The following is a 21387-nucleotide window of genomic DNA, read 5'->3' as shown; positions in this document are numbered from 1 at the left end:
CGCCGACGACGTGCGCCCGGATCACTACGGGGAGGGCCGCTTGGCGCCGAGCAGCACGGTGTCGCGACCGTCCTCCTCGGCGAGCAGGACCTTGACCGTCTCCCGCAACGACGTGGGGAGGTTCTTGCCGACGTAGTCGGCACGGATGGGCAGTTCGCGGTGGCCGCGGTCGACGAGAACGGCGAGCTGCACCGCGCGGGGGCGCCCGATGTCGTTCAGCGCGTCGAGGGCGGCGCGGATGGTGCGCCCGGAGAAGAGCACGTCGTCGACGAGGACGACCAGCCGGCCGTCGATGCCGTCACCGGGGATCTCGGTGCGGGCCAGCGCACGCGGCGGGTGCATGCGCAGGTCGTCGCGGTACATGGTGATGTCGAGCGAGCCGATCGGGACCGTGCGTTCGGTGACCTGCTCGAGCTTGGCGGCGAGCCGCTGGGCGAGGAAGACGCCCCGGGTCGGGATGCCGAGGAGAACCACGTCGTCGGCGCCCTTGGCGCGCTCGACGATCTCGTGGGCGATGCGGGTCAGTACCCGCGCGATGTCGGGGCCTTCGAGAACGGGCCGCGCATCGACGTGCGTGTCCATCTGATCCATGTGAACGGACCTCCTTCTCCGCCTCACGGGACGGACCTTAAAGGACGTCGGAATTGCGTCGCCCACGCTATCAGGTCGGCAGCGACACCCCTGTTTCACCCCTTCGTCCGCTGTCACTCACCCCCCTGGCGCAACCGGTCCGGGTAGCACGGAAGAGTCGGTGTGGACCATTCGGCTTGACGGGCGAGAGTAACTCTGCGTAACCTCACAGTGAGTTACCAGCCGCGCGGCCTGGAAACATGCCAGCCGCGTCGACACAGTGCCGGGGAGCTATATGTCCAGCGAATACGCCAAACAGCTCGGAGCCAAGCTCCGGGCGATCCGCACCCAGCAGGGCCTTTCCCTCCACGGTGTCGAGGAGAAGTCCCAGGGCCGCTGGAAGGCGGTCGTGGTCGGTTCGTACGAGCGCGGCGACCGCGCCGTGACCGTACAGCGTCTTGCCGAACTGGCGGACTTCTACGGCGTTCCGGTGCAGGAACTCCTTCCCGGCACCACTCCGGGCGGAGCCGCCGAGCCGCCGCCCAAGCTGGTCCTCGACCTGGAGCGGCTGGCCACGGTGCCGCCGGAGAAGGCGGGCCCGCTGCAGCGGTACGCGGCGACGATCCAGTCCCAGCGCGGCGACTACAACGGCAAGGTGCTCTCGATCCGCCAGGACGACCTGCGCACCCTCTCCGTGATCTACGACCAGTCCCCCTCGGTCCTCACCGAGCAGCTGATCAGCTGGGGCGTCCTGGACGCGGACGCGCGCCGTGCGGTCGCCTCGCACGAGGAGAGCTGATTCCGAAGCGCTCTGCGGGTTGAGCAGAAACGTACCGCCGGGGTGGCCCGAACCTGTCAGGTTCGGGCCACCCCGGCGGTCTTCGTCCGGCCGACCCGTCGCTCCCGTCGGCCGGACGCCTCGTCACCGGAGGGGGCGGGCTCACCGAGTACGCCGGAGGGCCCGCAGCACGATCGCTGCGGGCCCTCCGGCGTGTCTGTGCCGGCTCGGGGACCTGCCGGGCGCCTGTACCGGTTCCTGTCCCGGTGGCGGTGCCCGCTCAGTTCTCGTCGCGGCGCAGCGAGGGCTTGAGTTCCTTCAGCCGGCCCAGGAGGCCGTTGATGAACGAGGGCGACTCGTCCGTGGAGAACTCCTTCGCCAGTTGCACCATCTCGTCGAGGACGACGGCGTCCGGGGTCTCGTCGACCCAGATCAGCTCGTACGCGCCGAGACGCAGGAGGTTGCGGTCGACGACCGGCATCCGGTCCAGCGTCCAGCCGACCGAGTACTGGGCGATCAGCTCGTCGATGCGCCTCGCGTGCTCCGCGTAGCCCTCGACCAACTGCATCGTGTACTCGCTCACCGGCGGCTGCCGGGTGTCGGACCGGGAGTGCCGGACCCAGTCCGCGAGGACTGTCAGAACGTCGGCGCCGCGCTGGTCGCCCTCGAAGAGGATCTGGAAGGCGCGCTTGCGGGCCGTGTTGCGGGCAGCCACGGTTAGCTGTTCACCCGGCCGAGGTAGTCGCTGGTACGCGTGTCGACCTTGATCTTCTCACCGGTGGTGATGAAGAGGGGGACCTGGATCTGGTGACCGGTCTCCAGCGTGGCCGGCTTGTTGCCGCCGGTGGAGCGGTCACCCTGGACGCCCGGCTCGGTCTCGGCGACGGTCAGCTCGACGGCGGCCGGCAGCTCGACGAAGAGCACCTCGCCCTCGTGCTGGGCGACGGTGGCCTCGAAGCCCTCGACGAGGAAGTGGGCGGCGTCGCCGACGACCTTGCGGTCGATGTGCAGCTGGTCGTAGGTCTCCATGTCCATGAAGACGAAGTAGTCGCCGTCCATGTAGGAGAACTGCATGTCCCGCTTGTCGACGGTGGCCGTGTCGACCTTCACACCGGCGTTGAAGGTCTTGTCGACGGTCTTGCCGGAGAGCACGTTCTTGAGCTTGGTGCGCACAAAGGCCGGGCCCTTGCCGGGCTTGACGTGCTGGAACTCGACTACGGACCAGAGCTGGCCGCCTTCGAGCTTGAGCACCATGCCGTTCTTGAGGTCGTTCGTGGAAGCCACGTTGCGGAATCTCCTGGACTGACGTGAGACGACCCGGGGCCGGCGCTCGGCGCGAGGCTAGAGCGCCAGCAGCTCCTTGGTCGTGATGGTGAGTAGCTCGGGTCCGCCGTCCGCCTCGGGGCGTACGACGAGCGTGTCATCGATCCGGACACCGCCCCGGCCCGGGAGGTGAACCCCTGGTTCGACGGTGACCGGCACACAAGCGTCCAGTTTACCCATGGCCGCCGGGGTCATTCGCGGGTCCTCGTCGATTTCGAGCCCGACTCCGTGTCCGGTGACGGCCGGAAGGGCCTCGGCGTACCCGGCCCCGTCCAGCACCTGGCGGGCCGCGCGGTCCACGTCACGGCAGGCGGCGCCGGGCACGAGGGACTCCCGTCCGGCCCGCTGAGCGGTGAAGACGAGGTCGTACAGCTCGATCTGCCAGTCCGCGGGGGCGGTGCCGATGACGAACGTACGGCCGATCGCGCAGCGGTATCCGCGGTAGGCGGCGCCGAGACAGACGGAGAGGAAGTCGCCCTCCTCCACCCGCCGGTCCGTGGGCCGGTGGCCGGGCCGCCCGGAGTTCGGGCCGGTGGCGACGGAGGTGGCGAAGGCGGGGCCGTCGGCGCCGTGGTCGACCAGCCGGCGCTCCAGCTCCAGCGCGAGATGCCGCTCGGTGCGGCCGACGAGGATCGACTCCAGCAGCTCGCCCAGGGCCTGGTCGGCGATCTCCGCGCCGATGCGCAGACAGGAGATCTCCTCCTCGTCCTTGACCACCCGGAGCTGCTCGACCGCTGTTCCGACGTCGGCCAGCCGCAGCCGGGGGGCGGCCGAGCCCAGGGCGCGGTGCCGGGCCACGGTGAGGTGGTGCTCCTCGACGGCCAGGGAGTCGGCGCCCTGGGCGGCGGCGAGACCGGCGGCCAGGGCGGCCGGATCGCCGCCGTCCCCCGGTACGACGTGAACACGCAGCACCTCGTCGGGCCGGGCCTGCGGGAAGCGGTCGTCGAGGGGCGCGGCGCACACCAGCAGGTCCTCGGCCGGGCCCAGCAGCAGCACGGTGTCCTCGGGGACGGCGCCCGCGAGGTAGCGGACGTTGGCGGGCCGGGACACCAGCGCCGCCGCGCTGCCGCCCGCGTTGCAGCACTCCCTCAGCCGCGTCCGGCGGACCGCGTACACCTCAGACATGACCCGAGCCTATGAGCGATGGCCGGATACCGCCGGTCGAGAGGTCCGAGTGGGCGGGCCGGCCCGGGGGCGGCGGCGCCGTGGGGCGGGGTTCACCAGGCCGGAGGGCTGGCGATGGACCGGGCCAGGACGTCGTCCAGGACCGCGGCCGTCTCCGGTATGCCGAGCTGGGAGTTGTCGATGATCGGGAGGCCGGAGCCGTACCAGCCGGCCATGCGGCCGTGGATGCGGGCGACCTCCTCGTCGCCGAGGCGGCGGTTGCCGGACCGCTCCGCGTTGCGTTCCAGGACGATGTCCAGGCCCGGCAGCAGGACGACGGGCAGCAGGCCCGGCCCCACATGCCGTTTCCAGCCACCGAGGCCGACGACGGGGCGGTCGGGGAAGACGGCGTCGTCGAGGATGCAGGAGATGCCGTTGGCGAGGAAGTTGCGCGCGGCGAAGCCACAGGTGCGGCGGGCCAGCCGGTACTGCGCCTCCGAGTGGTCGTTCCACCCGGTCTGCGGATCGGCGAAACCCGACCGCACCCACTCCCGTACGTCGTCCAGGCTGATGTGCGCGGTCGGCACCCGGCGGTGGTCCGCCCAGTACTTGGCGACGCTGGTCTTCCCCGCCCCCGCCGGGCCTATGAGCAGCACCGCGAGGGTCGTACCGGCCGGGTCGGGGGCCGCGGGGGCCTGCGGGACGCTGGGCACGGCCACGGGGCCGCCGGGCGGCAGCCGCACATGACCGGTGGTCTCCGGCGGCGGAACCGAGGGATGCCCGGCCCGCGGAACGCCCGCGGGCCGGGGCACCGGCCCGGGCGGGGGAGCGGGGTATCCCGGAGCCGGAGGGACTGGAGGTGGTGGGGGCACCGGGGCGGGCCCCTGGTGCGCTCCCGGGTGGTGTGCGGCCGGTGACCAGCCGTCGGCCGGTCCGTGCCCCGGTCGGTGGGGCGGCGGCAGCGGAGAACCCACTGCGTGCTGCATCCGGTGCCACTCCGTCTCGGTCTGCTGGGCTCGGTTCACTCGCCACAGGCGACAAGCACTGAAGGCAGGGTGGGCCCCCGCTCTCCCCCCACCCTAGAGCGTCGGGGCGGCCGTTCGAACGGTACGGCCCACTGCCGTTGTCGGGTGAACGGCCAAGGGTGTCGCCGAGTGCCCGATCGCCGGACCCAATGGTCCGGCGATCGGGTCCGGGAGCTACTCCCCCACTTCTCCGTAAGCGGCGAGCAGCACCGCCGGGTCCGGGCCCTCCAGCACGGTGGGCCGGGCGAGACCGTCCAGGACGATGAAGCGCAGCAGGTTGCCGCGGGACTTCTTGTCGACCTTCATGGTCTCCAGCAGCTTGGGCCACTGGTCGTAGCGGTAGTGCAGGGGGAGCCCGACCGACTCGAGGACGGCGCGGTGCCGGTCGGCGGTGGCGTCGTCCAGCCGGCCGGCGAGGCGGCCGAGCTCGGCGGCGAAGTGCATGCCCACCGACACCGCCGCGCCGTGGCGCCACTTGTAGCGCTCGTTCTTCTCGATGGCGTGGCCGAGGGTGTGTCCGTAGTTGAGGATCTCCCGGCGGCCCGCCTCCTTCAGGTCGGAGGAGACGACCTCGGCCTTGACCCGGATCGAGCGCTCGATGAGCTCGGCGGTGTGCGGGCCCGCCGGGGTGCGGGCGGCCCGGGGGTCGGCCTCGATGAGGTCCAGAATCACCGGGTCGGCGATGAAACCGGCCTTGATGACCTCCGCCAGCCCGGAGACGTAGTCGTTGACCTGGAGGGAGTCCAGGGCGGCGAGGTCGCACAGCACACCGGCGGGCGGGTGGAAGGCACCCACCAGGTTCTTGCCCTCGGCGGTGTTGATGCCGGTCTTGCCCCCGACGGCCGCGTCCACCATGGCCAGCACCGTGGTCGGGACCGCGATCCAGCGCACCCCGCGCAGCCAGGTCGCGGCCACGAAACCGGCCAGGTCGGTACTGGCGCCGCCGCCCACGCCGACGATGACGTCGGTGCGGGTGAAGCCGGACTGGCCGAGCGCCTTCCAGCAGTACGCGGCGACCTCGGCCGTCTTGGCCTCCTCCGCGTTGGGCACCTGGATGGCGATGGCCTCGTAGCCCTGCTCGGCGAGGTCGGCGCGGAGCGCCTCGCCGGTCTCTGCGAGCGCCTCGGGGTGCACGATCGCGACCCGCTCGACCTTGTCCCCGATCAACCCGCCGAGTTCGCCCAGGAGCTGACGGCCCACCAGGACCTCGTACGGGTCGGTGCCCGCGGTGCCGCCGACGGGGATCCGCGTCACTGCCTCGCTGCTCATGCTTGCTTCATCTCCAGTGCGTCCAGGGCGGAGCGGGTGACTTCTTCCGGCGTGCGGCCGTCGGTGGCCACGACGGCCGTGGCGACCTCCTCGTACAGATGGCGCCGGGCCTCCATCAGCTCGCGCCACTGCTTGCGCGGATTGACCGCGAGCAGGGGGCGGGCGGCGTTGAGGCCGGTGCGCCTGACCGCCTCCTCGACGTCCATCGACAGATAGACGACCCGCTGCCCGGCGAGCAGCACACGCGTGTCGGCGTCGAGGACGGCGCCGCCGCCCAGGGCCAGGACACCCTCGTGCCCGGCGAGCGCGGCGCGCACCGCCTGCTTCTCGATCGCACGGAAGGCGGACTCGCCCTCGTCCACGAAGATCTCGGCGATGCTGCGGCCCTGCGCGGCGACGATGTCGTCGTCGGTGTCCCGGTAGCCGACGCCGAGGCGCTCGGCCAGCAGCTGCCCGACCGTGGACTTGCCGACGCCCATCGGGCCGACCAGCACGATCAGCGGGGTCACCGCACGGCCAGGTTCTCGAGGTAGGACGTCACATTGCGGCGGGTCTCGGTCACGCTGTCGCCGCCGAACTTCTCCGCGACCGCGTCCGCGAGGACCAGTGCCACCATGGCCTCGGCGACGATGCCGGCCGCCGGCACGGCGCACACGTCGGAGCGCTGGTGGTGGGCGGCGGCCTCCTCGCCGGTGGCCACGTCCACCGTCTTCAGCGCCCGCGGCACGGTCGCGATGGGCTTCATCGCGGCCCGCACCCGCAGCAGCTCACCGGTGGTCAGTCCGCCCTCGGTGCCGCCGGAGCGGCCCGAGGCGCGCCGGATGCCCCCGTCGGTGGGGACGATCTCGTCGTGCGCCTGGGAGCCGGGCACCCGGGCCAGGTCGAAGCCGTCGCCGACCTCGACGCCCTTGATCGCCTGGATGCCCATGAGGGCGGCGGCCAGCCGGGCGTCGAGACGCCGGTCCCAGTGCACGTGCGAGCCCAGCCCGACGGGGACGCCGTAGGCGAGCACCTCGACCACGCCGCCGAGCGTGTCGCCGTCCTTGTGGGCCTGGTCGATCTCGGCGACCATCGCCTGGGACGCGTCCGCGTCCAGGCAGCGCACCGGGTCCGCGTCCAGCTTCTCCACGTCGGCCGGGGTCGGGTACACCCCGTAGGGCGCCTTGGCGGCGGCCAGCTCCACGACGTGGGAGACGATCTCGATGCCGGCCGTCTCCTTCAGGTACGAGCGGGCCACCGCGCCCAGCGCCACCCGGGCCGCGGTCTCGCGGGCGGAGGCGCGCTCCAGGATCGGGCGGGCCTCGTCGAAGCCGTACTTCTGCATGCCGGCGAGGTCGGCGTGGCCGGGGCGCGGGCGGGTCAGCGGGGCGTTGCGGGCGAGGCCGGCCAGCACCTCGGGGTCGACCGGGTCGGCCGCCATGACCTGCTCCCACTTCGGCCACTCGGTGTTGCCCACCATGACCGCGACCGGGGAACCGAGGGTGAGGCCGTGCCGGACGCCGCCGAGGAAGGTGATCTCGTCCCGCTCGAACTTCATCCGGGCACCGCGACCGTAGCCCAGCCGCCGCCTCGCGAGATGGTCCGCCACCATGTCCGTGGTGATCGGGACGCCGGCGGGAAGGCCCTCCAGCGTCGCGACGAGTGCGGGGCCGTGGGACTCCCCCGCGGTCAGCCAGCGCAACCTGCTCAACGGTGCTCCTCGGTACTCGCGCCCTGGTCTGCTCTGCGCACGCGTGTCCTCGCGTACGGCTACGGCACGACGGGGTGCGCGGCCCCCGCCCGCCGTCTCCGATCCTCCCACGTTCGGGCGGTGTGTCCGGCCGCCGGTCCATCAGACGGACGGGCCGGGACGGAGCTCGGGCCCCGGGGAAGTCGGCCCCGCGGCCCTGCTGGACCGGGACTGGGCCCTATCGGGCCGCGAGGGCGCGTTCGCCCGCTTCGCGCATGACGGCCACCGGGGCCGGGGAGCGCCCCGTCATCTGCTCGACCTGGAGCACCGCCTGGTGCACCAGCAGGTCGAGCCCGCCGACCACGGCGCCGCCGGACGCCGACCAGCGGGCCGCGAGGGCGGTCGGCCAGGGGTCGTAGAGCACGTCGAAGAGGGCCGCGGGGCGTTCCGGTACGGCGTGGGCGAGGGTGTCGGTGACGCCCGCCGGGGTGGTGGCGATCACCAGCGGAGCGTCCAGGGCCTGCTCGGCGTCGGTCCAGTCGACGATGCGCACCGCGACGCCGAGCCGTTCGGCCCACTGCCGCATCTCGGCGGCGCGGGCCGCGCTGCGGACGTAGACGGAGACCTCGCCCGTGCAGATCCGCGCCAGCGCGGCCAGCGCGGACGAGGCGGTGGCTCCGGCGCCGAGGACGGCCGCGGTGTCCACCTTCTCGATGCCGTGCTCGCGCAGGGCCGCGACCATGCCGGGGATGTCGGTGTTGTCGCCGGTCCGGCGGCCGTCCTCCGCGAACACGACGGTGTTGACCGCGTCGACGGACGCGGCGGTCTCACTGATGCCGTCCAGCAACGGGATCACGGCCCGCTTCAGCGGCATGGTCAGCGACAGCCCCGCCCACTCGGGTCCGAGCGTCCCGAAGAAGCCCGGCAGGGCCTGCTCGTCGATCTCGAACCGGTCGTACGTCCACTCCCTCAGCCCCAGCTCCGCGTACGCGGCACGGTGCAGCACCGGGGAGAGGGAATGGGCGATCGGCGAGCCGAGCACGGCGGCGCGGCGACGGTCAGTTGCCCGAGCTGGCATCGAACTTGTCCTTCAGCTTCAGAAAATCGTCGTGCGTCCTCGCGAACTCGGTCTTGCTTATTCCGTCGGTGGCCACGAAGTAGATCCAGCCGTCCTTCGTCGGCTTCAGCGCCGCGGTCAGCGCGTCGTCCCCGGGGTTGCCGATGGGACCGGGCGGCAGGCCCTTGCGCGTGTAGGTGTTGTACGGGTCCTTGTTGCTGTTGATCGCGGACTCGCTGATGTGGATGTTGCTTTGCTTCTGCAGGTAGTTGTACGTCGAGTCGAACTGCAGCAGTTGGTTGGTCTCGGTGTTGGTGGGCTTGAGGCGGTTGTAGATGACCTCGGACATCTTGCGGAAGTCGTCGTGGGTCTTGCCCTCGGCCTGCACCAGACTCGCGACCGTGACCAGCTCCCACGGCCCCTCGAGGCCGAGGCTCTCGGCCTTCTCCGGGAACTGCAGCCCCTCGTACTTGTCGGTGGCCCGGCCCACCATCTCCTTCAGCACGTCCGCGGGCTTCGCGCCCTTGCCCACCGCGTAGCTGGACGGGTAGAGGAAGCCCTCCAGCGGGTCCTTGACGTCCCCGTCGTTCACCGCCCAGTCGGGCAGACCGAGCTTCTGCCAGTCCTTCTCGGCGACCTTCTCGGTGGTGCCCTCGTCGAGCTTGAGACGTTTGTCGATGAGTTCGTAGACGGCGCCGTTGCGCAGGCCCTCGGCGATGATCAGGTTGTCGCGGCTCTTCGGGCTGAGCATGAGCTCGACGGCGGCGTCGGCCGACATCTCCTTCTCGAGCGTGTAGACGCCGTCCTGGATCGTGCCGCCGTTCGGGTTGCCCTGCTGGGCGGCGACGAAGGCGTCGACGCTCTTGACCACGCCTTCCTTCTTGAGCACCTGGCCGATGGCGTATCCGCCCGCCCCCTTGGGGATCACCACGGTGACCTGCTCGCCGTTCCCGTCGCCCGCGAAGTCCGGGGCGCTGCCGAAACGATCCTGGAAGAACTGCCAGCCGAAGTAGCTCACACCGACCAGACCGCCGCCGAGGACCAGCACCACCACGAGGCAGGCGGTTCCGTTGCGCCGCTTCTTGCCCTTGTCGGCCTTGGCGCCCTTGCCACCCTTGCCGCGGCGCTCGCCACGGCCGCGGCGAGCGCCGGAATCGTCGTCGGCGTCGTCGGCGTCGTCGGCGTCATCGCCGGTGTCCGAGAAGAAGGCGTGTTCGCCCTGGTCGGGGCCGGGGTCCCAGTCGGTGTCCGGCTCCGGGTCCGCCTCCCGCTCCGGCCGCCGCTCGGGCTCGGCGTTGCGGTGGGCCGGGGGTTCCGGCGGCGGATAGGCCTCCGGCGTGCCGTAGTGGTCGGACTGCTGGGCGCCGTGCGCACCGCCCTGCTGCCCGTACGGGTCCGTCGGATCGGCCGCCGCGTACGGGTCCTGCGGCTGGGCACCGGTGTGCCAGCCGCCGGTGTCGTACGGCTGCTGTCCGGGCTGCTGCATCTGCTGGGGGGCGTACTGCTGGTCGTACTGCTGCTGACCGTACTGCTGCTGGTCGTGCTGCTGCTGGTCGTGCTGCTGCGGATACTGCTGCTGGCCGTATCCGCCCTGCCCGGCACCGCCCCAGTCACCGTACTGCTGCTGCGCCTGCTGCTGCGGGTAATGCTGCGCCTGGCCCTCGTAGGGGGACTGCTGACCCGGCTGGGCCTGCTGGGCCTGCTGCCCGGTCCACCCGCTGTCGCCGTACAGCGGGTCGTCCGGGTGCCACGGTTCGGAGCCTTGGCCCCGGCCATACTCAGTCATCGATCCCCTAGAGCCACGAGGCGGCGGTCGCGCGGCTGTGGGGGCGCCGGGACCCGTCCCGCCTCTCTCTGTGCGGCGGCTGTTCGAACGCCACCGCATCGCGCGGAACGTTACCGCACCGCGATCAGATGACCACTTCGACGCCCTCACCAGGTGGGTTGCCCGACACCCGTTCGGATTCGAGTGCCTGCTGGAGGATGATCACCGCGGCGGCCTGGTCGATGACGGAGCGTCCCTTCTTGGACTTCACGCCCGAGGCACGCAGCCCCTGACTCGCCGACACCGTGGTCATGCGCTCGTCCACGAGCCGCACCGGAACCGGCGCGATCCGGCGGGCCAGCTCCTGGGTGAAGCCGCGGACCTTGGCCGCGGCGGGGCCCTCGCCCCCCTTGAGGGAGCGAGGGAGTCCGACGACGACCTCGATCGGCTCGTACTCCTCGACGAGCTGCCGAAGGCGCCGGTGAGCCGCCGGGACGTCCCGGCCGGGGACCGTCTCGACCGGGGTGGCGAGGATCCCGTCGGGGTCGCACGAGGCGACCCCGATACGGGCGTCCCCGACATCGATCGCGAGCCGGCGCCCTCGGCGCATCGCGGGGCCGGCCACGGGCTCGCTCACTTGGCCGTGTCCGCCACGAGCCGCTCGACGGCGTCGACGGCTTCCCCTACGGCGGCCGGGTTCTGGCCGCCGCCCTGGGCGACGTCCGGCTTGCCGCCGCCACCGCCGCCGAGGGTCTTGGCGGCCGTGCGGACCAGGTCACCGGCCTTGAGACCGCGCTCGCGGGCGGCCTCGTTGGTGGCGATCACGGTGAGGGGCTTGCCGTTGTTGACCGTGAACAGGGCGACGACGGCGGCCCGGCCCCCCTGGATGCGGCCGCGTACGTCCAGCACCAGCTTGCGCAGGTCGTCGGCGCCGGTGCCGTCCGGGACCTGGCCGGTCACCAGGGCGACCCCGTGGACGTCCTTGGCGGACTCGGCGAGGCCTCCGGCGGCCTGGAGCACCTTCTCGGCGCGGAACTTCTCGATCTCCTTCTCGGCGTCCTTGAGCTTGCCGAGCATGGCGGAGACCTTCTCCGGGAGCTCCTCCGGGCGGCCCTTGATCAGCTCCTGGAGCTGGGCGACGACCGTGTGCTCACGGGCGAGGAAGTGGTAGGCGTCCACGCCGACCAGGGCCTCGATGCGGCGCACGCCGGAGCCGATGGAGGACTCGCCGAGCAGCTTGACCAGGCCGAGCTGGGCGGTGTTGTGCACGTGGGTGCCGCCGCACAGCTCCTTGGAGAAGTCGCCGATGGTCACCACGCGCACGCGCTCGCCGTACTTCTCGCCGAACTCGGCGATGGCTCCCTGCTTCCTGGCCTCGTCGATCCCCATGACGTCGGCACGCACGTCGAGGTCGCGGGCGAGCACCTCGTTGATCTTCTGCTCGACGTCGGTCATCACGGCCGTCGGAACGGCGGACGGCGCGCCGAAGTCGAAGCGGAAGCGGCCGGGCTGGTTCTCGGAACCGGCCTGGGCGGCCGTCGGGCCGAGGGCGTCGCGCAGGGCCTGGTGGGTGAGGTGGGTGGCGGAGTGGGCGCGGGCGATGGCCTTGCGACGGCGGTCGTCGATGGAGGCGTGGGCCTTGGCGCCGACGGTCACCTCGCCGACCTGGACGACGCCCTTGTGGACGTACACGCCCGGAACCGGCTTCTGGCAGTCGCGGACCTCGATGACGGCACCGGAGTCGGCCCTGATCCGGCCGGTGTCGCCGATCTGGCCGCCGCCCTCGGCGTAGAACGGGGTGCGGTCGAGGACGATCTCCACCTCGTCGCCCTCGGTGGCGGCCGGTGAGGAGACACCGTCGACGAGGATGCCCACGACGGTGGACTCGCCCTCGGTGTCGGTGTAGCCGGTGAAGTCGGTGGCGCCGGCCCGGTCGGCGATCTCACGGTAGGCGCCGAGGTCGGCGTGGCCGGTCTTCTTGGCCCGGGCGTCGGCCTTGGCCCGCTCCCGCTGCTCCTTCATCAGCCGTCGGAAGCCGTCCTCGTCCACGGACAGCCCCTGCTCGGCGGCCATCTCCAGGGTGAGGTCGATCGGGAAGCCCCAGGTGTCGTGGAGCAGGAAGGCCTTGTCGCCGGCCAGGACCGTGCCACCGGACTGCTTGGTCTCGGTGACGGCGGTGTCGAGGATGTTGGTGCCGGCCTTCAGCGTCTTGAGGAAGGCGTTCTCCTCGGCGACGGCGACCTTCTCGATCCGCTCGCGGTCGGTGAGCAGCTCGGGGTACTGCTGCCCCATCATCTCGATCACGACGTCGATGAGGTCCTTGACGACCGGGCCGGCGGCGCCGAGCAGGCGCATGGTGCGGATGGCGCGGCGCATGATGCGGCGCAGCACGTAGCCGCGGCCCTCGTTGCCGGGGGTGACACCGTCGCCGATGAGCATCACGGAGGTGCGCATGTGGTCGGTGACCACGCGCAGCGAGACGTCGGAGGCCTGGGTGTCGCCGTAGGCCACGCCCGTCAGCTCGGTGGCCTTCTTGATGACGGCCATGGAGGTGTCGATCTCGTACATGTTCTGCACGTCCTGCAGAATCATGGCGAGCCGCTCCAGGCCGAGGCCCGTGTCGATGTTCTGGCTCGGCAGGTCCCCGAGGATCGGGTAGTCCTTGCCCGGACCCTCGCCCCGCTCGTACTGCATGAAGACGAGGTTCCAGATCTCCACGTACCGCTCGTCGTTGACGGCGGGGCCGCCCTCGGCGCCGAACGCGGGGCCGCGGTCGTAGTTGATCTCGGAGCAGGGACCGCAGGGGCCGGGGACGCCCATGTCCCAGTAGTTGTCCTTCTTGCCCAGGCGCTGGATGCGTTCCTCGGGCACACCGACGACGTCGCGCCAGATCCGCTCGGCCTCGTCGTCGTCCTCGTAGACGGTGATCCACAGACGCTCGGGGTCCAGGCCGTAGCCGCCCTGCTCCTGGGAGCTGGTGAGCAGCTCCCAGGCGAGCTTGATGGCGCCTTCCTTGAAGTAGTCGCCGAAGGAGAAGTTGCCGCACATCTGGAAGAAGGTGCCGTGCCGGGTGGTCTTGCCGACCTCTTCGATGTCCGGCGTGCGGACGCACTTCTGGACGCTGGTGGCGCGCTCGAAGGGCGGCTTGACCTCGCCCAGGAAGTAGGGCTTGAAGGGCACCATGCCGGCCGGGACGAGCAGCAGAGTCGGGTCGTCCGCGATGAGCGACGCCGAAGGGACGACGGTGTGCCCGCGCTCCTCGAAGAAGCTCAGCCAGCGGCGGCGGATCTCGGCCGACTCCATCAGTGGTCCTCATTCCGGTTGTACGGGTGCGTCAGGTACGTCGATCCCTCGACGTACCGGGGGTTGTTCTTCGGGCTGTTGTGGTTCTCGATGGCGGCGCGGCGGCGGGCCGCCGGGAGTTCCCGGTCGGCGGGGGCGTCGATGCCGAGGGCGTCGGTCAGTTCGGCCTCGCGCCGGGCCATGTTGTCGCGGACGTCGAACGCGAAGTCCACTGCCCGGTCCTTGAGCCGGCCGCCCGCCTCGAGCGCCTTGTTCGCCGCGGTCACGGCGAGGTTCTCGGGGGTCAGCTGCTTCAGCTTGCGGTTGACCTTGGTGGTGGCCCACACCCCGGCGGCGACGCCGGTGCTGAACCAGAAGGTACGGCGGAACATCGCTGCGTCAGTCCTTCTTTCCCCGGGTGCGCCCCGCCCGCCGCATGCCCGGGACGGCGCGGCCCACGATCACGGTGCGTCCCGGTGTCCTGGCGGACGTGTCCTCCTTGCGGCCGCTGACGGCCCGGCGCACGCCGTAGCCGAAGGCGGCGACCTTGACCAGCGGGCCGCCGAAGGTGGAGGCGACGGTGGTCGACAGCGCGGAGGCGTTGGAGGTGACCTCCTGGACGTCGGAGGCGATCGCGTCGACCCGTTCGATCTGGGTCTGCGCGGAGCGCACCGCCGAGGAGGCGTCCGCCAGCAGCGGGACGGCCTGGTCGGTCACGTCCGCCACGAGCTTGGTGGTCGCCCGGAGCGTCTGGGCCAGCCTCGCCAGTGCGACGGCGAGGAAGGAGACCAGGATCGCCCAGAACACGGCCACCAGGATTCCGGCCACCTCTCCACCGGACACTGTGTGCACCTGCTCCCTGAGAAACGCGCCTGCCACATCGAAGGACCTCGAAGAACCCCTGAAGGAACCCCGAGAACCCCGAGAACTTCGAGAAACACCGAGAACGTCAAGAAATTCGTGCACCGAGCCTATCGCGCCGGCAGCGGGACTCCGTACCTGATTACCGCCCGGCGGGGTCGGCACGTCGCGGGCGGGGCGCCCATGCAGCAGCCCGCCGCCCCGCCCGCCCTGAAGGGCGGAGGGACGGCGGGCTGGGGTACCGCCTGCCTGCTGGGGTCAGCGGGCGTAGAACTCGACGACGAGCTGCTCGTCGCAGATCACCGGGATCTCCTTGCGGTTCGGCTCACGGTCCAGGCGGAACGCCAGGGCCTTGAGGTTCACCTGGAGGTAGCGCGGGGTCTCGCCGTCGGGGGCGAAGCCACCCTCGCGGGCGATCGTGAAGAGCGTCTTGTCCTTGCTGCGCTCACGGACCTGCACGACGTCGTCCGGGCGCAGGAGGAAGGAGGGCTTGTCGACCTTCTTGCCGTTGACCTGGATGTGGCCGTGGGTGACCATCTGACGGGCCTGGTAGATCGTGCGGGCGATGCCCGAACGCAGGACCAGGGCGTCGAGACGGCGCTCGAGCTCGATGACGAGGGCGTCACCGGTCTTGATCGTCGTCTTGGCGGCACGCTCGTACGCGCGGACGAGCTGGCGCTCGCTGATGTCGTACTGGGCGCGCAGGCGCTGCTTCTCCAGCAGACGGACCTTGTAGTCCGAGTTCTGCTTGCGGCCGCGGCCGTGCTCACCCGGCGGGTAGGGGCGGGCCTCGAAGTACTTGACGGCCTTCGGGGTCAGCGCGATACCGAGGGCACGCGACTTCTTGACCTTGGGGCGGGGCTGGTTCGCCACTGTCTCTGTCTCTTTTCCAAAGTTTCCGGCTCACCAGGGTTAAGGGAGGTCGCATCCGCAGCCGGGGAAACCCCGCGGGTCCGTGTCGGACCTGCCGGGCAGCCGCTCCCCTGATCTGGGCACATACGTGCAGCACGCGAGTGGCCCACCGATCGCTCCCGGAATTCCGGGTGGTGGTGGGCTGCCCGCGACACCGTTCGACGGTGCGCGACGCTCCTGGAGACGCCTGCCCGGGGGCAGACCCTCCTGCTGGATGTCCCGCTCTGGTGATGCCGGTCTCCCTTGCGGGGCCGGACACGGGACGCAGCTTCGGGAAATTCTACAGGGTGCTCACGGCTGCTTCCGACCGAGGTGCTTCCTGGTCCACTCCACCGCGTCGGCGTACCGCGCCTCGGCCCCGTGCCGGGTGGGCTCGTAGTACGCGCGGTCCTTCAGGGCGTCCGGGGCGTACTGCTGCCGCGCGATGCCCTCGGGCAGGTCGTGCGGGTACACGTACCCCTGGGCGTGGCCCAGGGCGGCCGCGCCCTTGTAGTGCCCGTCGCGCAGATGCGGCGGCACGGACCCGGCCAGCCCCTTGCGCACGTCGGCCAGGGCGGCGCCGATCGCGGTGGTGGCCGCGTTGGACTTGGGGGCCAGGGCGAGGGCGATGGTGGCGTGGCTCAGGGTGAGGGCGGCCTCGGGGAAGCCGATCATGGCGACGGCCTGGGCGGCGGCGACCGCGATCGGCAGCGCGTTCGGGTCGGCGAGGCCGATGTCCTCGCTGGCGGAGATCATCAGACGGCGGGCGATGAAGCGGGGATCCTCGCCGGCCTCGATCATCCGGGCCAGGTAGTGCAGGGCGGCGTCGACGTCGGAACCGCGGATGGACTTGATCAGGGCGCTGGCGACGTCGTAGTGCTGGTCGCCGGAGCGGTCGTACTTCACGGCGGCCCGGTCGACCGTCTCCTCCAGGGTGGCCAGGGAGATCGCCGTCTCGCCCTTGTCCAGCGCGGCCCCCGCGGCGGCCTCCAGGGCGGTCAGGGCGCGGCGGGCGTCCCCGCCGGCGATGCGCACCAGATGGTCCCCGGTGTCCTCGGGGAGGGTGACGGCGCCCTTCAGTCCCCGTTCGTCGGCGAGCGCACGGTGCAGCAGACCGCGGACGTCGTCGTCGGTGAGGGGTTCGAGGGTGAGCAGGAGGGAGCGGGAGAGCAGGGGGGAGATGACCGAGAAGTAGGGGTTCTCGGTGGTCGCGGCGATCAGCGTGACCCAGCGGTTCTCGACCGCGGGGAGCAGGGAGTCCTGCTGGGCCTTGCTGAAACGGTGGATCTCGTCGAGGAAGAGGACGGTCTCCGTGCCGTACCCGCCGGAGGCGCGGCGGGCGCCGTCGATGACCGCGCGGACCTCCTTGACGCCCGCGGTGATCGCCGACAGCTCGACGAAACGCTTGTTGGTGGCCTTGGAGACGACGTAGGCCAGGGTCGTCTTGCCGGTGCCGGGAGGCCCCCACAGGAACACCGAGGACGGGCCCGCGGGGCCCGAGGCGCCCTCGCCGACCAGTCGGCGCAGGGGTGAGCCGGGCTTCAGCAGATGCTGCTGGCCCGCCACCTCCTCGAGCGTGCGCGGACGCATCCGCACGGCGAGGGGGCTGCCGGTCGGGTCCTTCTGCTGGCGTTCTTCTGCTGCGGCGGTGAACAGGTCGGGCTCCACGTCGGCAACCCTAAAGGACCGCGCCGACAACGCGGCGGGCCCGTCAGCTGGTCCAGAAATGCCACCAGCGGGTCAGGATCAGCATGCCGATGGCGCCGATGTGCAGCACCGGCATGACCCAGGTGAACTCGCCGAAGAAGTTCTTCAGCCAGCCGGGGGCGGGCAGGAAGCCCTTGCGGACGTTGAACGACGTCACGTACCAGAACATGATGATCGTGGCGGCCCAGGCCAGGGAGCACCACAGGCACAGGGCGTTGATCCGGTACAGGGACTGGTACATCAGCCAGGCGCAGAAAACGGTGCCGAACAGGGTGCCCGCGTTGAGGGTGAGCCAGTACCAGCGGGGGAAGCGGGCCCCGGCGAGCAGGCTCATGCCGACGCAGACGACGATGCCGTAGGTGACCAGGCCCAGCATCGGGTTGGGGAACCCGAAGACGGACGCCTGGTCGCTCTCCATGATGCTGCCGCAGGAGACCACCGGGTTGAGACTGCATCCGGGGACGAACGTCTCGCCCCTGACCTTGGCCTCGAGCAGCTTGAACTTGTCCAGCGTGATGACCCACGCGGCGAGTACGCCGGCCGCGCCGGTGATGACCAGGAGCAGGGCGAACGCACGGCCGGCGCCCTCCCGGAGCGGCCCGGCGGGTGCCGGCGAAGGCTCGGGCACGGTGGAAACGTCCTTCACAGTCGTCTTGCTCATCACGCCGATTCCGTCACGGTGAAATGTGGACCTGCTTCGGGCAGGGCCATTGTGCCGCACTCACCTGTGAATCCATCGCCCACCAGTCATACGAACACACGAATCATCCCCGTGGATGCCCGGTTTCGGCCACCGTCTGTGCCATGACCGCACGCACGCCCCCACCGGGTTCCCCGTTCGAGCGAACCGGCGCCCTCGGCAGGGACGCCGAAGGCGCCGGGTGCCGCAGGGGCACACCGGCGCCTTCGTGGCGCGTGGTCCGCGCACGGCCGCGTACGGGGATCAGCCGAGCCGTGCCTCCAGCTCGGCCACGATCTCGTTCACGCCGACCGCGCTCTGCTCGCCGGACTCCATGTCCTTGAGCTGGACGACGCCCTCGGCGAGGTCGCGCTCGCCGAGCACCAGGGTGTAGCGCGCGCCCGAGCGGTGGGCCGCCTTCATCGCCGCCTTCAGGCCCTTGCCGCCGTAGGAGAAGTCGGCGGCGACGCCGTTCTTGCGCAGTTCGGTGACCTTGGCGAACAGCACCCGGCGGGCCTCCTCGCCGAGCGGGACGGCGAACACGCTGGTGGTGGCGGGGAGTTCGAGTTCGACGCCCTCCGCCTCCAGGGCCAGTACGGTGCGGTCGACACCGAGGGCCCAGCCGACGGACGGCAGCGCGGGGCCGCCGATCATCTCGGAGAGACCGTCGTAGCGGCCCCCGCCACCCACCGCGGACTGGGAGCCCAGGCCGTCGTGGACGAACTCGAAGGTGGTGCGCGTGTAGTAGTCCAGGCCGCGCACCAGCCTCGGGTCGTCCTCGAACGTGACGCCCGCGGCCGTGATCAGCTCGCGGACCTCCTCGTGGTAGGTCTTGCAGGCGTCGCACAGGTAGTCGCGCAGCAGGGGGGCGCCGGTCAGCTGCTTCTGGACCGACTCGCGCTTGTCGTCCAGGACGCGCAGCGGGTTGATCTCCGCGCGGCGCAGGGTGTCCTCGTCCAGGTCCAGGCCGCGCAGGAAGTCCTGCAGTGCGGACCGGTAGACGGGACGGCATTCCTTGTCGCCCAGGGAGTTCAGCAGGATGCGGAAGTCGCTGAGCCCCAGGGAGCGGTACGCCTGGTCCGCCAGGATGATCAGTTCGGCGTCCAGCGCCGGGTCCTCGGCGCCGATCGCCTCCGCGCCCACCTGGGAGAAGTGGCGGTACCGGCCCTTCTGGGGGCGCTCGTAGCGGTAGTACGAGCCGGAGTACCAGAGCTTGACCGGGAGGTTGCCGGCCTTGTGCAGGTTGGCCTCCAGGGCCGCGCGCAGCACGGAGGCCGTGCCTTCGGGCCGCAGGGCGAGGCGGTCGCCGCCCTTGGTCTCGAAGGCGTACATCTCCTTGGTGACGATGTCGGTGGACTCTCCGACGCCGCGCGCGAACAGCTCGACGCTCTCGAAGCCGGGCGTCTCGATGTAGCCGTAACCGGAGTCGCGCAGCGGGGCGGCGATGGCCTCACGGACGGCGAGGTACTTCGCGCTGTCCGGCGGGATCAGGTCGTAGGTGCCCTTGGGGGCCTTGAAGGTGCTCACGGAAGTCTCTCGTCACATTCCTCGTCGGGGAGCGTCCACATCCGCTCCCTGGCCGACGGCCACCTGCCGCAGATACGGGTTGGTGGCACGCTCCTGGCCGATGGTCGTCTGGGGTCCGTGTCCGGACAGCACCACGGTCGAGTCGTCGAGCGGCAGGCACACACGCGCCAGCGAGTCGAGCAGGTCGGCCATGTCACCGCCGGGCAGGTCGGTGCGTCCGATGGAGCCGGCGAACAGCAGGTCGCCCGAGAAGAAGACCGGCGGGATGTCCGCCGCCTCGGGCAGGCCGAAGGTCACCGACCCCTTGGTATGCCCCGGCGCGTGCGCGACCGTCAGCTCCAGCCCGGCCAGTTCGAGTTTCACGCCGTCGGCCAGCTCCCTGACGTCGTCCGGCTCCCCCACGGTCAGCTCGCCCATCAGCGGCATCCCGATGGAGCGGCCCAGGGCCTTCTCGGGGTCGCTCATCATGTACCGGTCGTCGGGGTGGATCCAGGCCGGTACGTCGTGCGCCCCGCACACGGGGACGACGGAGGCCACGTGGTCGATGTGGCCGTGGGTGAGGACGACGGCGACGGGCTTCAGCCGATGCTTGCGGACCGCCTCCTCCACTCCCGGGGCGGCCTGATGGCCGGGGTCGATGATCACGCACTCCTCACCGGCGGCGGGGGCGACGAGATAACAGTTCGTCCCCCAGGCCCCGGCGGGGAACCCGGCAATGAGCACGATCGTCCTTCGTTGTGTCGAGGGTCGTGTCGACGGTTGTGTCGATACGGGAGGCTTGCGACGGGCTCGCGCCCGCCGTCAGAGCCTACCGGCGCTGCCGATTCCACAGCGAACCCATATACGGTACGGGGCACACGCAGACGGTCGGTCCGCCGCAGGCACGCGTACCGGTCGGCACACGAGACGCATGAGGAGTAAACCCGGTGGTCAGCCAGGAACAGCGGCGGCGTCAGCTCGCGCGGGAGAAGTTCTTGCGGCAGCAGCAGCGGCGCACCCAGGCACGGCGCAAGTCGCGGATCCGCAACTCGGTGATCGCTTCCGCGCTCGGCGTGGTCCTGATCGGCAGCCTCGCGCTGTACACGACCGGGGCGTTCGAATCGGACGGGGACAAGGCCAACGCGAGCGCGGAGGTCACGCCGAGCGCCGAGGCGACCAGCAAGGCGCCCGACCCGTGCGAGAAGCCGGCCGCGGGCGAGGTCGCGTCGAAGACCTGGAAGAAGGAGCCGGCGATCTCCATCGACGAGTCGGCGACGTACACGATGACGCTCGAGACGACCTGCGGGACGATCGACATGGCGCTCAAGGCGTCGGCGGCCCCGCACACCGTCAACTCGTTCAACTTCCTCGCCGACAAGGGCTACTTCGACCACAGCAAGTGCCACCGGATCACCACCAACGGCATCTACGTGCTGCAGTGCGGTGACCCGACGGGCACCGGCACCGGCGGTCCCGGCTACACGATCCCGGACGAGAACCTGAAGGACGAGAGCCTGAAGGACAACACGTACCCGGCGGGCACCGTCGCGATGGCGAACACCGGGCAGAAGGACAGCGGCGGAAGCCAGTTCTTCCTGGTGTACGAGGACAGCCCGCTCCCGCCGAGCTACACGCCGTTCGGCACCGTCTCGGAGGACGGCATGAAGGTCCTGAAGAAGATCGCCGCCGCCGGTGACAGCACCGGAGCCGGTGACGGCGCGCCCAACGCGACGGTCGTGATCGACAAGGCGACCGTCACGGAATCCTGACCGCCCAACTGCGGAATTTCGGTCGCGCGGGATGCGGACAGGTGTCCCGTCGGTCGCCTATGTTGGCCGTGACGAAAACTGTGGACGATGCCCGGGGGTAGCAAAGCCCTCCGCAGGCATCATGTGGAGGAG

21 protein-coding genes are annotated in these 21387 nt (G+C 70.9%); 2 read left to right on the top strand and 19 right to left on the bottom strand.

Going from position 1 to position 21387, the window contains the following annotated elements; translation table 11 throughout:
* Positions 1 to 24: 24 nt before the first annotated feature.
* Positions 25 to 591, bottom strand: a complete 567-nt coding sequence (gene pyrR / locus PYS65_RS29985; RefSeq protein WP_279337062.1) for a bifunctional pyr operon transcriptional regulator/uracil phosphoribosyltransferase PyrR — start codon at positions 589 to 591, stop codon at positions 25 to 27.
* Positions 592 to 865: 274 nt separating this feature from the next.
* On the opposite strand from pyrR, the gene bldD reads away from it, so the two are divergent.
* A complete protein-coding gene (gene bldD / locus PYS65_RS29980; RefSeq protein ID WP_279337061.1) occupies positions 866 to 1369 on the top strand; it encodes a transcriptional regulator BldD in 504 nt (167 codons plus the stop codon).
* 259 nt (positions 1370 to 1628) lie between these two features.
* On the opposite strand, the gene nusB is transcribed toward bldD, so the two are convergent.
* The 18 genes from nusB to PYS65_RS29890 all read right to left on the bottom strand — a co-directional run bounded on the left by nusB (position 1629) and on the right by PYS65_RS29890 (position 20230).
* Positions 1629 to 2063 (bottom strand): transcription antitermination factor NusB, encoded by a 435-nt coding sequence (gene nusB / locus PYS65_RS29975; protein ID WP_279337060.1) that lies wholly within the window; start codon positions 2061 to 2063, stop codon positions 1629 to 1631.
* Between the two features lie 2 nt (positions 2064 to 2065).
* Positions 2066 to 2632, bottom strand: a complete 567-nt coding sequence (gene efp, locus PYS65_RS29970) for an elongation factor P (RefSeq protein ID WP_279337059.1) — start codon at positions 2630 to 2632, stop codon at positions 2066 to 2068.
* A 57-nt stretch (positions 2633 to 2689) separates the two neighbouring features.
* Positions 2690 to 3796 carry an aminopeptidase P family protein gene (locus PYS65_RS29965; RefSeq protein ID WP_279337058.1) on the bottom strand — a complete coding sequence of 369 codons (1107 nt, stop codon included), beginning with the start codon at positions 3794 to 3796 and terminating at the stop codon, positions 2690 to 2692.
* A gap of 92 nt (positions 3797 to 3888) precedes the next feature.
* On the bottom strand, positions 3889 to 4761 hold the full coding sequence (locus PYS65_RS29960) for a Pro-rich N-terminal domain-containing protein (RefSeq protein WP_279337057.1): 873 nt from the start codon (positions 4759 to 4761) through the stop codon (positions 3889 to 3891).
* A gap of 213 nt (positions 4762 to 4974) precedes the next feature.
* Complete coding sequence (aroB, locus tag PYS65_RS29955) at positions 4975 to 6069, bottom strand: 3-dehydroquinate synthase (RefSeq protein ID WP_279337056.1); 1095 nt, start codon at positions 6067 to 6069, stop codon at positions 4975 to 4977.
* Positions 6066 to 6578: a shikimate kinase gene (locus PYS65_RS29950; RefSeq protein WP_481007897.1), complete on the bottom strand. Its 513-nt coding sequence runs from the start codon at positions 6576 to 6578 to the stop codon at positions 6066 to 6068. Before PYS65_RS29950 ends, aroB begins: the two co-directional genes overlap by 4 nt.
* Entirely contained in the window at positions 6575 to 7759 is a 1185-nt protein-coding gene (gene aroC / locus PYS65_RS29945; protein ID WP_279337055.1) for a chorismate synthase, read from the bottom strand. Before aroC ends, PYS65_RS29950 begins: the two co-directional genes overlap by 4 nt.
* 217 nt (positions 7760 to 7976) lie before the next feature.
* Complete coding sequence (locus tag PYS65_RS29940; RefSeq protein ID WP_279337054.1) at positions 7977 to 8816, bottom strand: shikimate dehydrogenase; 840 nt, start codon at positions 8814 to 8816, stop codon at positions 7977 to 7979.
* Positions 8797 to 10581 carry an endolytic transglycosylase MltG gene (gene mltG, locus PYS65_RS29935; RefSeq protein ID WP_279337053.1) on the bottom strand — a complete coding sequence of 595 codons (1785 nt, stop codon included), beginning with the start codon at positions 10579 to 10581 and terminating at the stop codon, positions 8797 to 8799. The genes PYS65_RS29940 and mltG overlap by 20 nt, the downstream gene beginning before the upstream one ends.
* Positions 10582 to 10705: 124 nt before the next feature.
* Positions 10706 to 11170, bottom strand: coding sequence for a Holliday junction resolvase RuvX (ruvX, locus tag PYS65_RS29930; protein WP_279338122.1), 465 nt, complete (start codon positions 11168 to 11170; stop codon positions 10706 to 10708).
* 23 nt (positions 11171 to 11193) lie between these two features.
* A complete protein-coding gene (alaS, locus tag PYS65_RS29925) occupies positions 11194 to 13863 on the bottom strand; it encodes an alanine--tRNA ligase (protein ID WP_279337052.1) in 2670 nt (889 codons plus the stop codon).
* Positions 13863 to 14234: a hypothetical protein gene (locus tag PYS65_RS29920; protein ID WP_279337051.1), complete on the bottom strand. Its 372-nt coding sequence runs from the start codon at positions 14232 to 14234 to the stop codon at positions 13863 to 13865. Before PYS65_RS29920 ends, alaS begins: the two co-directional genes overlap by 1 nt.
* 7 nt (positions 14235 to 14241) lie before the next feature.
* Complete coding sequence (locus tag PYS65_RS29915; RefSeq protein ID WP_279337050.1) at positions 14242 to 14685, bottom strand: DUF948 domain-containing protein; 444 nt, start codon at positions 14683 to 14685, stop codon at positions 14242 to 14244.
* A 276-nt stretch (positions 14686 to 14961) separates the two neighbouring features.
* The gene (rpsD, locus tag PYS65_RS29910; protein ID WP_279337049.1) at positions 14962 to 15576 is read right to left on the bottom strand and encodes a 30S ribosomal protein S4; all 615 of its coding nucleotides are present in this window, start codon (positions 15574 to 15576) and stop codon (positions 14962 to 14964) included.
* A 330-nt stretch (positions 15577 to 15906) separates the two neighbouring features.
* Positions 15907 to 17262: a replication-associated recombination protein A gene (locus PYS65_RS29905; RefSeq protein WP_279337048.1), complete on the bottom strand. Its 1356-nt coding sequence runs from the start codon at positions 17260 to 17262 to the stop codon at positions 15907 to 15909.
* A 43-nt stretch (positions 17263 to 17305) separates the two neighbouring features.
* Positions 17306 to 17962, bottom strand: a complete 657-nt coding sequence (locus PYS65_RS29900) for a vitamin K epoxide reductase family protein (protein ID WP_279337047.1) — start codon at positions 17960 to 17962, stop codon at positions 17306 to 17308.
* 282 nt (positions 17963 to 18244) lie between these two features.
* Positions 18245 to 19507: a histidine--tRNA ligase gene (gene hisS, locus PYS65_RS29895; RefSeq protein WP_279337046.1), complete on the bottom strand. Its 1263-nt coding sequence runs from the start codon at positions 19505 to 19507 to the stop codon at positions 18245 to 18247.
* Between the two features lie 12 nt (positions 19508 to 19519).
* The gene (locus tag PYS65_RS29890; RefSeq protein ID WP_279337044.1) at positions 19520 to 20230 is read right to left on the bottom strand and encodes an MBL fold metallo-hydrolase; all 711 of its coding nucleotides are present in this window, start codon (positions 20228 to 20230) and stop codon (positions 19520 to 19522) included.
* A gap of 203 nt (positions 20231 to 20433) precedes the next feature.
* Between PYS65_RS29890 and PYS65_RS29885 the strand changes: the two genes are divergently transcribed.
* Positions 20434 to 21255: a peptidylprolyl isomerase gene (locus PYS65_RS29885; protein WP_279337043.1), complete on the top strand. Its 822-nt coding sequence runs from the start codon at positions 20434 to 20436 to the stop codon at positions 21253 to 21255.
* The last annotated feature ends 132 nt before the right edge of the window (positions 21256 to 21387 follow it).

The sequence above is a fragment of the Streptomyces cathayae genome, from assembly GCF_029760955.1.
In the GTDB taxonomy this organism is placed as follows: domain Bacteria; phylum Actinomycetota; class Actinomycetes; order Streptomycetales; family Streptomycetaceae; genus Streptomyces; species Streptomyces cathayae.
The sequence above is the reverse complement of the archived record's forward strand: the minus strand, read 5'-3'. Positions and strand labels throughout refer to the sequence as shown.